Origin of the sequence: Mycobacterium sp. DL99 (genome assembly GCF_004762045.1) — a bacterium.
Lineage (GTDB): Bacteria > Actinomycetota > Actinomycetes > Mycobacteriales > Mycobacteriaceae > Mycobacterium.
Genome location: NZ_SJOM01000007.1, coordinates 3,072,952 through 3,085,854, shown reverse-complemented (window position 1 = coordinate 3,085,854; position 12,903 = coordinate 3,072,952). Strand labels below are relative to the sequence as shown.

The 12,903-nt window shown below is 66.9% G+C and carries 13 protein-coding genes; 5 read left to right on the top strand and 8 right to left on the bottom strand.

Annotation, left to right across the window (positions count from 1 at the left end; all coding sequences use genetic code 11):
- Positions 1-70 precede the first annotated feature (70 nt).
- Positions 71-904 carry a class I SAM-dependent methyltransferase gene (locus tag EYZ64_RS15310; RefSeq protein WP_135454424.1) on the top strand — a complete coding sequence of 278 codons (834 nt, stop codon included), beginning with the start codon at positions 71-73 and terminating at the stop codon, positions 902-904.
- A 63-nt stretch (positions 905-967) separates the two neighbouring features.
- Positions 968-1,903 carry an LLM class flavin-dependent oxidoreductase gene (locus EYZ64_RS15305; RefSeq protein ID WP_135454422.1) on the top strand — a complete coding sequence of 312 codons (936 nt, stop codon included), beginning with the start codon at positions 968-970 and terminating at the stop codon, positions 1,901-1,903.
- On the opposite strand, the gene EYZ64_RS15300 is transcribed toward EYZ64_RS15305, so the two are convergent.
- A complete protein-coding gene (locus EYZ64_RS15300; RefSeq protein ID WP_135454420.1) occupies positions 1,885-2,274 on the bottom strand; it encodes a MerR family transcriptional regulator in 390 nt (129 codons plus the stop codon). The genes EYZ64_RS15305 and EYZ64_RS15300 overlap by 19 nt on opposite strands.
- Before the next feature lie 56 nt (positions 2,275-2,330).
- Here EYZ64_RS15300 and EYZ64_RS15295 point away from each other — a divergent pair, with 56 nt between their 5' ends.
- On the top strand, positions 2,331-2,813 hold the full coding sequence (locus EYZ64_RS15295) for a PPOX class F420-dependent oxidoreductase (RefSeq protein WP_135460027.1): 483 nt from the start codon (positions 2,331-2,333) through the stop codon (positions 2,811-2,813).
- Here the strand turns inward: EYZ64_RS15295 and dnaE are convergent.
- From dnaE to lspA, 7 genes are all read right to left on the bottom strand, one after another.
- A complete protein-coding gene (gene dnaE / locus EYZ64_RS15290; protein WP_135454418.1) occupies positions 2,779-6,330 on the bottom strand; it encodes a DNA polymerase III subunit alpha in 3,552 nt (1,183 codons plus the stop codon). The two genes, EYZ64_RS15295 and dnaE, sit on opposite strands and share 35 nt — an antisense overlap.
- Before the next feature lie 69 nt (positions 6,331-6,399).
- On the bottom strand, positions 6,400-7,047 hold the full coding sequence (locus tag EYZ64_RS15285; protein WP_135454415.1) for a TetR/AcrR family transcriptional regulator: 648 nt from the start codon (positions 7,045-7,047) through the stop codon (positions 6,400-6,402).
- Between the two features lie 72 nt (positions 7,048-7,119).
- Positions 7,120-8,295: an RNA polymerase sigma factor gene (locus EYZ64_RS15280; protein ID WP_286174939.1), complete on the bottom strand. Its 1,176-nt coding sequence runs from the start codon at positions 8,293-8,295 to the stop codon at positions 7,120-7,122.
- A 29-nt stretch (positions 8,296-8,324) separates the two neighbouring features.
- Entirely contained in the window at positions 8,325-8,702 is a 378-nt protein-coding gene (locus EYZ64_RS15275) for a YciI family protein (protein WP_135454411.1), read from the bottom strand.
- Positions 8,703-8,733: 31 nt separating this feature from the next.
- Complete coding sequence (gene rarD, locus EYZ64_RS15270; RefSeq protein ID WP_135454409.1) at positions 8,734-9,633, bottom strand: EamA family transporter RarD; 900 nt, start codon at positions 9,631-9,633, stop codon at positions 8,734-8,736.
- A 50-nt stretch (positions 9,634-9,683) separates the two neighbouring features.
- A complete protein-coding gene (locus tag EYZ64_RS15265) occupies positions 9,684-10,607 on the bottom strand; it encodes an RluA family pseudouridine synthase (RefSeq protein ID WP_077739357.1) in 924 nt (307 codons plus the stop codon).
- Entirely contained in the window at positions 10,607-11,365 is a 759-nt protein-coding gene (gene lspA / locus EYZ64_RS15260) for a signal peptidase II (RefSeq protein ID WP_135454407.1), read from the bottom strand. The genes EYZ64_RS15265 and lspA overlap by 1 nt, the downstream gene beginning before the upstream one ends.
- Before the next feature lie 45 nt (positions 11,366-11,410).
- Here lspA and EYZ64_RS15255 point away from each other — a divergent pair, with 45 nt between their 5' ends.
- Both EYZ64_RS15255 and EYZ64_RS15250 read left to right on the top strand, forming a co-directional pair.
- A complete protein-coding gene (locus tag EYZ64_RS15255; RefSeq protein WP_135460026.1) occupies positions 11,411-12,379 on the top strand; it encodes an asparaginase in 969 nt (322 codons plus the stop codon).
- 13 nt (positions 12,380-12,392) lie between these two features.
- The gene (locus EYZ64_RS15250) at positions 12,393-12,869 is read left to right on the top strand and encodes a hypothetical protein (RefSeq protein ID WP_135460025.1); all 477 of its coding nucleotides are present in this window, start codon (positions 12,393-12,395) and stop codon (positions 12,867-12,869) included.
- Positions 12,870-12,903: the final 34 nt, after the last annotated feature.

The window sequence follows — 12,903 nt, the reverse complement described above, 5'->3', positions numbered from 1 at the left end:
CTGTGATCGCAAGGGCGGTAAACGTTTTCGCCCAACTGTTCAGCCGCACATCGGGTGTACGGTCGGGTTTGTGCATATTGCGACGACGGGCCTCACACCGGTAGAGGAAACCGCTTTCCTGACGCTGTACGCCAGGGCACTCGACAGCCGGTGGACCCGCCCGATCCTCGGCGACACCATGGCCGATGAGTCCGTCGGCCAACTCGATTACGACTTCGCCGGTCTGGGGGTGCAGACCAGCGTGGTGTGTCAGTCGGCGCTACGGGCCAAGATGCTCGACGACCGGGTGCGTGCGTTCGTGACCAGCCATCCCGATGCCGTCGTGGTCGATCTCGGCGGCGGTCTCGACAGCGGAGTGCACCGCGTTTCGCCGCCGGCCACGGTCGACTGGTACAACGTGGACCTGCCGGGGATCAGCCAGCTACGGGACCGTGTGCTGCCGCCTCTCCCCCAGGCACATACGGTCGCCGCATCGTTGGCCGACCGGGACTGGACCGACCCGATTCCCTCCGATCGACCCACCATGTTGGTGGCCGACGGACTGTTCGCGTTCCTCAGCGAACCGGTGATCGCCGGCATCTTCCGGAGAATCACCGAACACTTCGAATCCGGGGAACTCGCGTTCAACGACTACGGCCGGATCGGCTGGATGAGTCGGGCGGCGCTCAAGTTCTTCCCGGCCAAGATGTTCAAAGACGTCGGAAGTCAGTGGGGCTACCCAGGTTTCAAAGATGCCCACCATCCCGAAACCTGGAGCCCGCGAATGCAACTCGTCGAGGAGTCCAGCCTGGCCCACCAACCGGAGGTCGATCGCTTTCCCGGTGCACTGCGGATCGCGACCCGGGCCTCCGGCCTCAGCAAGGCGACAGCCCGCAAGGCGCGCATCCTGCGGTACCGGTTCTGACCGGCCGTCGCCATTACCCGTCAGGTAGTCGACCGAACCGGCACGTGGCGTCATCGTTGACGCATGTCGCTGTCCATCGGCATCATGCTGCCAAGCCGGGAAACCGCGATGACGGGGCGCCATGACGCGCACGGGCTGATCGAATTCGCCCGAATCGCAGAGGAATCGGGATTCGACTCGGCATGGACCGGGGATTCCGTGCTGGCCCGCACCCGGGTTGATCCGCTGACGCTGCTCGCGGCGGTGAGTGCCCGCACCTCTCGCGTCACCCTCGGTACCGCAGCGCTGATCGGTCCGTTGCGCCCGCCGCTGCTGACCTCGGCGCAGGCCGCCACGGTCGACCAACTCTCGGGCGGCCGGCTGATCCTCGGACTGGGTTCCGGATCTCCCCTACCGGAAAGCCGGCGTGAATTCGATGCGCTGGCAATGCCGTTCAGCGATCGGGCGCGCCGCCTGGACGAGGCCGCCGAACTGTGGCGGCAGGCATGGGCCGGCGAGAGCCGATTCAGCGGCCGGTACTGGCAGATCGATGGCCTCGATAGTGCACTTCCGCCCGCGCGCCCGGGCGGCCCGCCCCTGTGGTTGGCCGGCGGCGACTCGGACCGGGTCATCGCCCGGGTCGCCGAAGGCTACGACGGATGGTTGCCCTACCTTCCCGATGCCGGCGCCTACGCGCGGGCCTGGGCGCGAATCAGCGAGCTGACGCCGCGCCCCGTCACGCCCGCGCTGTACGCCACGGTGTGCATCGACGACGACCGCGGGCGCGCCCACGACACGCTCGACACCTACACCCGGACCTACTATCGCCAGCCGCTGGATGTGCTCAGCTCGTTTCAGGCGATCTGCGGTGGATCCGCCCAGGAATGCGCGGCGTGGCTCGCCGGCTATGTCGACGCCGGGGCACGACACCTGGTTCTGCGGATAGGCTCGCTCGATCCGCACCCGCACATGCTTGCCGACCGGCTACTGCCGCTCTTGCGTCAGGCCGGAAGCTGGTGATGAATCCCGCACGTACACAACTCGATTGACGGACACTTGCACCGCATACCCCACTCGATGACAGCCCGAGCCCGGGCCAGCGCCTCCATCTGCGCATCGATCTCGGCGAGTTTGGTCTGCGCCAGTTCACGAGCCACCGGCCGGCCCGGAGTGTCGTCCTTGAGCAGCAGCCCGATCTCGGTCAACGAGAACCCGGCGGTCTTGCACAACCTGATCACTTCCAGCCGCGTCAGGACCGACTCCTGATAGCGGCGCTGCCCGCCCACGCGCTCCGGCGCAGGCAGCAGCCCGACCTGCTCGTAGTAGCGCAGCGCGGTCTGAGCCACCCCGGTCCGCTGCGTGACATCCCCGATGGTCAGGGTCACGCCCATCTGACCTCCTCACTCCAGCTTGACTTAGAGTCAACTCTAAGTCGTTGACTGACTACATGCCGCATACCGACACCACACTCCAAGCTCTCAGCCGCTCCCACTACGCACTGCTGCGCAGCTTCCGCCGCGACGGCACAGCCGTCGACACCCCGATCTGGTTCGTGCTCGACGGCCCAACGGCCTTGTTCCGCACCAAGATCGGCCCGAAAACCCGCAGACTCAGCGCCCGACCCGACGTCGAACTGGTGGTCTGCGACTACAAGGGACGAGTCACCGGGAGCACCTGGCTGAGCGGCCGGGCCACCGTCCTGGGCGACGAGGACGCCCAACGGGCCAACTGCGCCCTGCACCGGCGATACGGATGGCAATGGAACATCGTGCCGCTGCTGAAGATCCCTGGCGTCACCAACGTGCACCGCGACCTGCCGTTGCGGGAGAAGCTACGGAGGGCGCGAGATCGCGCGCTGTGGCCCGACAGCGCGATCGTGAAGATCGACCTGGCTGCTACCCCAGACAACCGGGACCGAGCAACGCCTTGAGATCACCCATCAATGCCGAGGACGGTGTCACCCGCAGCGACTGATCCAGTTCCAGCGTGGTGATCCGCTCACCACTGATCAGCCGCAGATGCACCTGGGAGGTGCCGGGATGATTGGCCAGCACCTGCTTGAGCGCAGTCACCTTGTCGATCGTGCACTGGCGGGTGGGCAGGCTCACCGCCAGCGGCCGGTCGGCCTGGGCGCTGCTGAAGTCAGGCACGACAAGTTCGTGGGCGATCAGCGAGATCCGGTCATCGCGCGCCGCCACTTTCGCCTTGACCAGTACCACCACGTCGTCGGCGATCTCGTGACCGAACAGCGAGTAGGTCTGCGGGAAGAACAGCACCTCGATACCACCGGTGAGGTCTTCCAATTGGGCCGAGGCCCAAGGCAAGCCGTTCTTGTTCACGCGACGGTTGACCGAGGCCAGGATACCGCCGACCACCACCTGCGCATCGTTGGCGACATCGCCGTCGAGAATTGCCGGGATCTGCGTGTCGACCTGATTGGCCAGCAGGTGGGCGACCCCGTTGAGCGGATGGCCGGACACGTACAGCCCCAGCATCTCGCGTTCGAGTGCGAGCTTGTGCTTGTCCTCCCACTCCTCCTCTGGCACCTTGATCGTGAACACCGCGTCCGTGCCGCCGCCGTCATCCGCCCCGCCGAACAGGTCGAACTGGCCCATCGCCTCGGCCTTCTTGGTGCCGAGCACCGAATCGACGGCGTCGGTGTGCACCAGGAACAGCCCCTTGCGGGGGTGGCCGAGCGAATCGAACGCGCCTGCCTTCACCAGCGATTCGGTGACCTTCTTGTTGCAGGCGGCGATGTCGATCTTGTTGAGGTAATCGGAGAAGTCGGTGTACTTGCCCTTCTCGGTGCGGGTACTGATCAGCGACGCAACGACATTCGCGCCGACGTTGCGGATCGCGCCGAGCCCGAACCGGATGTCATTCCCGACCGAGGCGAAGTTCTGCACCGACTCGTTGACGTCGGGCGGCAGGACGGTGATACCGAGCCGCCGGCAGTCGGCGAGGTAGACCGCCGCCTTGTCCTTGTCGTCACCGACCGAGGTCAGCAGACCGGCCATGTACTCGGCGGGATAGTTCGCCTTGAGGTAGGCCGTCCAGTAGGACACCAGGCCGTAGCCGGCCGCGTGGGACTTGTTGAACGCGTACCCGGCGAACGGAAGGATGGTGTCCCACAGGGCTTTCACCGCGGCTTCGGAGAACCCGTTCGCGGTCATGCCTTCCTTGAAGCCCTTGTACTCGGCCTCGAGCACCTCAAGCTTCTTCTTACCCATGGCCTTACGGAGCGCGTCGGCCTTACCCATGGTGTAGGAGGCGACCTTCTGCGCGATGAACATGATCTGCTCTTGGTAGACGATCAGGCCGTAGGTCTCGGCGAGGATCTCTTTGAGCGGTTCCTCGAGCTCGGGGTGGATGGGCTTGATCGCCTGACGGCCGTTCTTGCGATCGGCGTAATCGTTGTGGGCGTTCATGCCCATCGGACCGGGACGGTACAGCGCGAGCACCGCCACGATGTCGTTGAAGCCGGTGGGCTGCATGCGGCGCAGCAGGTCACGCATCGCGCTGCCGTCGAGCTGGAACACGCCCAGCGTGTCGCCGCGGCCGAGGAGCTCGTAGGCGGCCGGATCATCGAAGGGCAGCGTGTCCAGATCCAGGTCGATCCCCCGGTTCGCCTGGATGTTCTCCAGGCAGTCACCGATGATCGTCAGGTTCCGCAGGCCCAGGAAGTCCATCTTCAGCAGGCCGATGGCCTCACACGACGGATAGTCCCAGCCGGTGATGACCGCGCCGTCCTGGGGCCGCCGCCACAGCGGGATCGCGTCGATGAGCGGCTCGGAGCTCATGATCACCGCACAGGCGTGCACACCCGCGTTGCGCACCAGACCTTCGAGGCCACGCGCTGTCTCGAAAATGGTCCGCACATCCGGATCGGTGTCGATCAGGGCGCGGACCTCGGCAGCTTCCTTGTACCGCTCGTGGTTGGGATCGGTGATCCCCGACACCGGGATGTCCTTGGCCATGATGGGCGGCGGCAGCGCCTTGGTGATCCGGTCTGCGATCGCGAAACCCGGCTGGCCGTAATGCACGCGGGCCGAATCCTTCAGCGCCGCTTTGGTTTTGATGGTACCGAAGGTGATGACCTGGGCCACCCGGTCGCTGCCCCACTTGTTGGCCGCGTATCGCAGCATCTCGCCGCGGCGGCGGTCGTCGAAGTCGATGTCGATATCGGGGGCCGACGGACGTTCCGGGTTGAGGAAGCGCTCGAACAGCAGACCGTGCGGGATGGGGTCGATGTTGGTGATGCCCAGCGCGTAGGCCACCAATGATCCGGCGGCCGATCCACGGCCGGGCCCCACCCGGATCCCGACCGACCGGGCGTAGTTGATCAGGTCGGCCACGATCAGGAAGTAGGACGGAAAACCCTTCTCGCAGATGACCTTGATCTCGTAGGCCGCACGGTCGGTGTACTCGGTGGGCACGGCCGCGCCACGAAACCTGCGCTCCTCCAACCCGGCCTGCACCTCGTGAGCCAGCCAGGAACCCTGGTCATGGCCGTCTGGGACCGGGAACACCGGCATGCGGTCGGTGGGCGTCCAGACGTCGGCATAGGACTGCACCCGCTCGCCGATCAGCACCGTGGAATCGCACGCGCCCGGCACCTGGGAGTCCCACAGTGCGCGCATCTCCTCGGCCGATTTGAGGAAGTAGCCGTCGCCGTCGAACTTGAACCGGTTCGGATCCGACAGGGTCTTGCCGGTCTGGATGCACAGCAGGGCCTCGTGATTCTGCGAGGCCTCGCGCGTCACGTAGTGGCAGTCGTTCGTCGCCAGCGGCGGGATGTTGAGCTTCTGCCCGATCTCCAGCAGGCCCTCCCGGACCCGGCGCTCGATGTCGAGGCCGTGGTCCATGAGCTCGAGGAAGAAGTTCTCGGGGCCAAAGATCTCGCGCCATTTGGCGGCCGCCTCCAGGGCCTCCTGGCGGTGGCCGAGCCGCAACCGGGTCTGCACCTCGCCCGACGGGCAACCGGTGGTCGCGATGATGCCCTCGGCGTGTTCGGCGATGATCTCGGCGTCCATGCGCGACCACTTACCGAGCTGACCTTCGAACGAAGCCAACGATGACAGCTTGAACAGGTTGCGCAGACCGGTCGCGGTTTCCGCGACCATCGTCATGTGCGTGTAGGCGCCGCTACCCGAGACGTCGTCGCTCTTCTGGCTCGGGTCACCCCACTGGACGCGCTTGGTCTCGAACCGCGAGGCGGGCGCGATGTACGCCTCGATACCGATGATCGGCTTGATGCCGACCTTGGTCGCCGAGTTATAGAACTCGCTGGCGCCGAACATGTTGCCGTGGTCGGTCATGCCGATCGCCGGCATGCCCAGACGCTGTGCCTCGGCCAGCATCGGAGTGATCTTCGCGGCGCCGTCCAGCATCGAGTACTCGGTGTGGTTGTGCAGGTGTACGAAGGACCCCGAAGATGAACCGCTCATAGGGATGCCAGTCTATGGCGCCCCACCGACACCGCCGCGCGTGTCGCCACGCGTGTCTTTGCCGACGAGTCAGAGATCACGATCGGCGGAAGATAGCAACCCGTTGCCAATCACCAAATGCAGTTGCTTAGCAATCGCAAGGACATCGACAGGCCGGCGCTGCCACCCACTGTAGGCACCCACTCCCCACAACATCGCGTGCAACAGTTCGACCAGACTCGCCTGCTCGGTGTGCGGCGGCAGCTCGCGCCGGTCGACCGCCTCGGTGATCAGTTCGCCGAGGAATCCGTGGGTGGCCGCGACGGTAACGGCGGGTAGATCTGGATGGCGGTACGACTCCAGCCGGGCGTTGACCAGAAACCCCACCACCGCACCGTCCCGATGCCACACCGCCACCACGGCATCGATGTACGCCCGCAGCCGATCCAGTGTTCCATCATGCTGTTTCGCGATGTGAATGCACGACGTGACAACCTCGTGCGCCTGCGCCAGCAGCGCCTGGTAGAGAGCCTCGCGACTGGCGAAATAGTAGTTCAGCGTCGGCCGGCTCAAGCCGCTGCGCTTGGCGATCTCCTGGAAGGTCGTCGCCGCATAACCGCGTTCGTTGATGACTTCGTAAGCCACTTGCATGATGCGCCCGCGGGTTTGCGCGGCATCGGCACCGACCGGGCGGCCCGGCCCTCGACGGCCGCCAAGAGATCTGCCACGCGGAGTCATCGAGCAAACCCTATGGCATTGCCATTTCGGGGTCAAAAGGTCACTCCGCAAATGCGGCCCTTCAGTACGGAATCACCGGAGACTCCGGACGCACTCGTTCAGGTAGGCCCGCAACGCGTCGTCGGTGGTCAATTCGATGGCGCGGCAGTATGCCGCCGCGGCCTCATCGATCCGTCCGGCCTCGGCGAGCAGATGGCCGCGGGTGACCCACATCGGCTGAAACCCCTCAGCCACCGGGTCCGTGATCGCGTCGAGGGCATGCAATCCCGTGTCGGCACCGTCGATTTCGCCGTCCAATGCCGCCAGGGCCACCGCGGCGCCCAGCGACGGCCCCACCCGGATCAGTGCCCGATACAACTTCCGCAGTGCGCGCCGGTCGACGTCGGCGGCGCAGTGCGCCGATTGAATTGCCGCCTCGTATTGAAACCGGCCCGGCCGCCCGAAACTGTGGGCCCGGGCGAGCAACCGTTCCCCCCGCGCGTACAGCTCGTGGTCCCACCGGCCGCGGTCCTGGTCGTCCAGCGCAACGAAGTTGCCGTGCCGGTCGAGGCGCGCCGGACGCCGGGCCTCACACAGGCAGATCAGTGCCGCCAGGCCCAGTACTTCGGGCTCCTCGGGCAGTAACTCGACGAGCACCATGACCAGATGCAGGGCCTCCGACGACAGCGATTCGACGGCCGACCGCTGCGGGACCGACAACCAGTCGATCGAATATGCGCCGTAGACCGCTTCGAGTACCTCAGGCAGTCGTGCGGCAAGGTCGGTGCGCTCGGGCAGCGTGAACGGGATTCCCGTATCCCGAATGCGTTTCTTCGCCCGCACCAGCCGCTGCGCCATGGTCGCCGGGGCGATGGCGAAAGCCGCGGCGATGGCGGCTGCGTCCACGCCCAGCACCGTCTGCAACATCAACGGGGTACGGATGTCGGACGCGATGGCCGGGTGTGCGCACACAAGCATGAGCTCGAGCCGACGGTCGGGAATCGCCGCCGGCTCAGTCTCGTCGTCGGCGATGTCGTGGTCCTCGGTCCACGGCCCGGTCAACCGGTGAGCCGGCGATTTCCACATGTCCCGCAGCCGATTACGCGCGACTGTCAGCAACCACGCTTCCGGGTTGCCCGGCACGCCGTCGGCGGGCCAGCGCTGTAGCGCGCGCTCGACGGCGTCGGCCAACGCATCCTCGGCGGCAGCGATGTCGCGGCATTGCGCGGCCAGCAGCCCAAGCAGCCGGCCGTAGTACTGGCCGACCACTTGCGTGAGCCGCTCCCTGGCCTGCGTACTCAGGGCGTGTACCAGCCCCGGCCCCGGCCGTAGGTCACCGCGACGGGCCTGATCTCGATCGAACCCCAAGCCGCGGCGGGGCATTTCGCCGCCCAGGCCAATGCCGCGTCGAGGTCGGGCACCTCGATGACGAACACACCACCCAACCGCTCCCTGGTGTCAGCGAAGGGTCCGTCCTGGATCTCCGCGGCGCCGGTGCGCGCGGTGTAGGTCGTCGTGGCCGACGCCGATTGGAGCACTTGCGTGCCGACGAGCACACCGGCGGCATCCAGGTCGTCGGCATATCGGGCGAACGCGGCCCGGGCCGGCTCCATGTCCTCCTCGGTCAGGCCCGCCTCCGGTCCCTCCTGGTAGTGCATGAGTAGGCAGTACTGCACGGTGTCCTCCTGGGTTCTCGATTCCAGCCTGTCACCGTGATGACGATTCAGGTTCCACCTGATCGACAATGTCGGCCGTCGAATCGGCCGGTTTCCTCCGCAGTGCACTGAACGTCATGATCACCAGCGCCACCCAGATCAGGGCGAAACCGACCCACCGGCCGGGTGGCATCGGCTCATGGCCGACGAAAACACCCCAGGCCATCTGCAGGCCGGGGTTGAGATAGAAGAGCAGGCCCAGCGTCACCATCGGAAGCCGCTGCGCGGCCGCGGCAAACAGCAGCAACGGCACGGCGGTCACCGGGCCGGCCAGCAACAACAGCACCGCGTGCCAGGGACCGTGGTCGAGGAAGTTCCCCCTGCCGAGTACCTCCAGCGTGATCACGTAGCCGGCGGCGAGCGGAAGGGCCAGCAACGTTTCCACGGCCACGCTCACCCGCGGGTCGGCCTGCACGACTTTCTTGACGAGGCCGTACACCCCGAAGGACAGCGCGAGGATGACCGCGATGTAGGGCGGTGCGCCCAGTTCGACGGTCAAAATCGCCACCGCGATGAGGGCCAGGCCCAACGCGACCGCCTGCCATCGGTTGATCCGTTCGCGGAACACCAGCACACCCAGCAGCACGCTCACCAACGGATTGATGAAATAGCCCAGCGCTGCGTCCACGACATGACCGGTGGTGACGGCATAGATATACGTCCCCCAGTTGACGGCGATGAGGACGGAGGCCACCAGCAATTGCAGCCAGGTCCGCAGCGTCAACCGGCGCAGATCACCGAGTCGGCGGGCCGCCGCCAGCACCAGCAGCAGGAACAGTGCGCTCCACACGATGCGGTGGGCCAACACCTCCGGCGCCCCCGCGGGAAGCAACAACAGGAAGAAACCGGGGCACAATCCCCACCAGATGTAGGCACCTGCGCCGTACAGCACGCCGGAGCGCCCTGCACCGACTTGCTGCGGAGGTGCCTGCACACCCACGGCTAGTGGCGGCGCAGGACGTCGAGGGCGGCCTGCAGGTCGGCCGGGTACGGGCTGGTGATCTCGACGCGCCGGCCGTCAGCCGGATGCGCGAAGGCCAGGGACCGGGCATGCAACCACTGACGTTCCAGCCCAAGCTTTTTCGCCAACGTGGGGTCGGCGCCGTAAGTCATGTCGCCGCAACAGGGGTGATGCAGCGCGGCGAAGTGCACACGAATCTGATGGGTCCGGCCGGTCTCCAGCTCGATGTCGAGCAGGCTGGCGGCCTGGAACGCCTCGACGGTGTCGTAGTGGGTGATGCTGTGCCGGCCACCCTCGACGACCGCGAACTTCCAGTCGTGACCGCGGTGCCGCCCGATCGGCGCGTCGATGGTCCCACTCGACGGATCCGGGTGCCCCTGCACCAGCGCGTGATAACGCTTGTCCACGGTGCGCTGCTTGAACGCCCGCTTGAGCACCGTGTATGCCCGCTCGGACAGCGCCACCACCATGACGCCGGAGGTGCCGACATCGAGTCGGTGCACGATGCCCTGGCGTTCGTGGATCCCCGAGGTGCTGATCCGGAATCCGGCGGCGGCCAAGCCGCCCAACACGGTCGGGCCGTGCCAGCCGACCGTGGCGTGCGCGGCCACTCCCGGCGGCTTGTCCACCGCCACGATGTCATCGTCGGCGTAGAGGATGTCCATGCCCTCGATGTCGACCGGAGTGTTCTCGACGGGGGCGGGCGCTTCCGGCAGCCGGACCTCCAGCCAGGCCCCGGCGACGAGCTTGTCGGACTTCGCGGCCGGGGCGCCGTCGATGTCGACGCCGCCGTCCTCGGCCATGGCCGCCACGGCCGTACGCGACAGCCCGAGCAGCCGGGCCAGCCCGGCGTCGACTCGCATCCCTGCCAGGCCCTCGGGCACCGGCATCGACCGCGTGGTCACTATGACGTCTCGGCCTGGCGACCGACCGGGCTCGACCCGTCGGGGTCGGTCACCGGCTCGGCGTCACCGGTCTTCTCGGCCTCAAGGTCCTTCGCGTCCTTCGCTTGAGCGTCGTCGGCGGGTTCCGGTTCGGCGTCCTCCGGTGCGGGATCGTCCTGACGCCGGCCGACCTCGTCAGTCTCGTCGTCCGACTGGCGCCGGCCGACGGTATCGAAGTCGAAGCCGAACAACGACAACGCCACCAACAGAATGGCGCCGCCCACCACCGCCGGGTCAGCCACATTGAACACCGGCCACCAGCCGACCGAGAAGAAATCCACCACGTGGCCGCGCAGCGGTCCGGGCGCGCGGAAGAAACGGTCGATCAGGTTTCCGGTCGCACCGCCCAGGATCATGCCCAGGCCGATCGCCCACCACGGGGAGACCAGCCGGCGACCCATCCAGACGATGCCGATCACCACGCCGGTGGCGATGAGCGTCAGCACCCAGGTGTACCCGGTTGCCATCGAGAACGCCGCTCCGGAGTTGCGGACCAGGGTCCAGGTCACGGTGTCACCGATGATCGATACCGGCTGGCCGGGTGTCAGCAGGCGCACCGCGAGCACCTTGGTCACCACGTCGATGAACAGCACCACGGCAGCGACGGTGAGCAGCAGGCGCAGCCGCCGCCGAGGCGGCGCAGCGGTTACGGAGGACGATTTCGCGTCCCCGATTTCGTCGGTCACCGGCTCGGCCGGGCCTGACGTTTCATCAGTCACTCTCCTATCATCCCAAACAGTCGATGCGGGACAATCTGCACCGTGATGGAGCCCGTGAACCTGTCCGAGCACCCGCCCAGGCGCATCGTCGTCATCACCACCGGGGGCACCATCTCGACCAGCACCGACGCGACCGGAATCAGACGCCCGACACGCACCGGGGCTGAGCTGACGGCCGGGATGGCCGTGGCGGCGCAGGTCGACATCGTCGACGCGATGGCGACCGACAGCGCTCTGCTGACACCCGCCGACTGGGACCGGATTGCAGACGCGGTCAGCGTCGCCGCGGCCCACGCCGACGGCGTCGTCATCACGCATGGAACCGACACCATGGAGGAGACCGCCCTGTGGCTCGACCTCATCTACGGCGGAAACGTCCCCGTGGTGCTCACCGGGTCGCAACGCAGCGCAGATGATCCCGACAGTGACGGACCGGGCAACCTGCGTGACGCGATCACTGTGGCGGCCGGCCCGCAGGCCCGGGATCTCGGCGTGGCGGTCAGCTTCGCCGGCACGGTGTGGCAACCGCTGGGCCTGCGCAAGCGTCATACCCACGAGTTGGACGCGTTCACCGGAACCCCGCTCGGAACGGTCACCGACTCCGGATGTGCGATCACCACCGCGAAAACGCGTGCTTTTCTCGGTGAACTGGCCGCGGCGTCAGCGCCCCGGGTCGACATCGTCGCCGCCTACCCGGGAGCGGATGCGGCAGCCCTCGACGCCTGCGTCGCCGCCGGAGCGCGGGGCATCGTGGTCGAGGCGGTGGGTTCGGGCAACGCGGGGGCCGCGTTGATCGACGGGGTCCGCAGGCACTGCCTCGACGGGGTGGTGATCGCGATATCGACCCGGGTTCCCGACGGCCCGGTCGCCGCGCAGTACGGCCCCGGACGGCAACTCGTCGATGCCGGCGCAGTGGTGTTGCCCCGGTTGCGCCCACCCCAGGCCCGGGTCCTGTTGATGGCCGCGTTGGCCGCCGCCCGACCGGTTGTCGAGGTCATCCAATCCTGGGGTTGACGCCGCGTGTTCAATAGAGAACGTGCGTTTCCACATTTCGGCGGCGGCTGCCGTCGGCCTACTGGCGCTCAGCCCGCTTCCGGTGGCACCGGCCCTGCCTTCGCCGCCCGGCGTCGAGGAAATCGACAGCTACCCCATCGCGGAGGGCAACTACAGCTCGCCCACCGATTTCTACGGACTGTTCTTCCGAACCCCGGACGGCCGATTCTGCGCGATCCGGCCCAACCGGGGACCGGTCGGCTGCGACGCGGTGCCCGCGGACGCGCCGGCAGGAACCAACCAGACCTTCGTCGAGAGCGGCGCACCCGCCTCGTACCGATATTCCGGAACCGCGTCCTTCACCCGAAATGATGTCGATGTACTTCCCGTGGGCCACCGTCTGGAGAACTGGGGCGCCAGCTGCGGCGTCGGCGAGCAGGGCACGGTGATCTGCAAAACCTCGGGCCGGCATGGCTTTTCGCTGGATCCCGCTTCCGGCGTGCTCTGGTAATCGGTTGCCGCTCAAGTCGTCGGCCTTCGGGGGT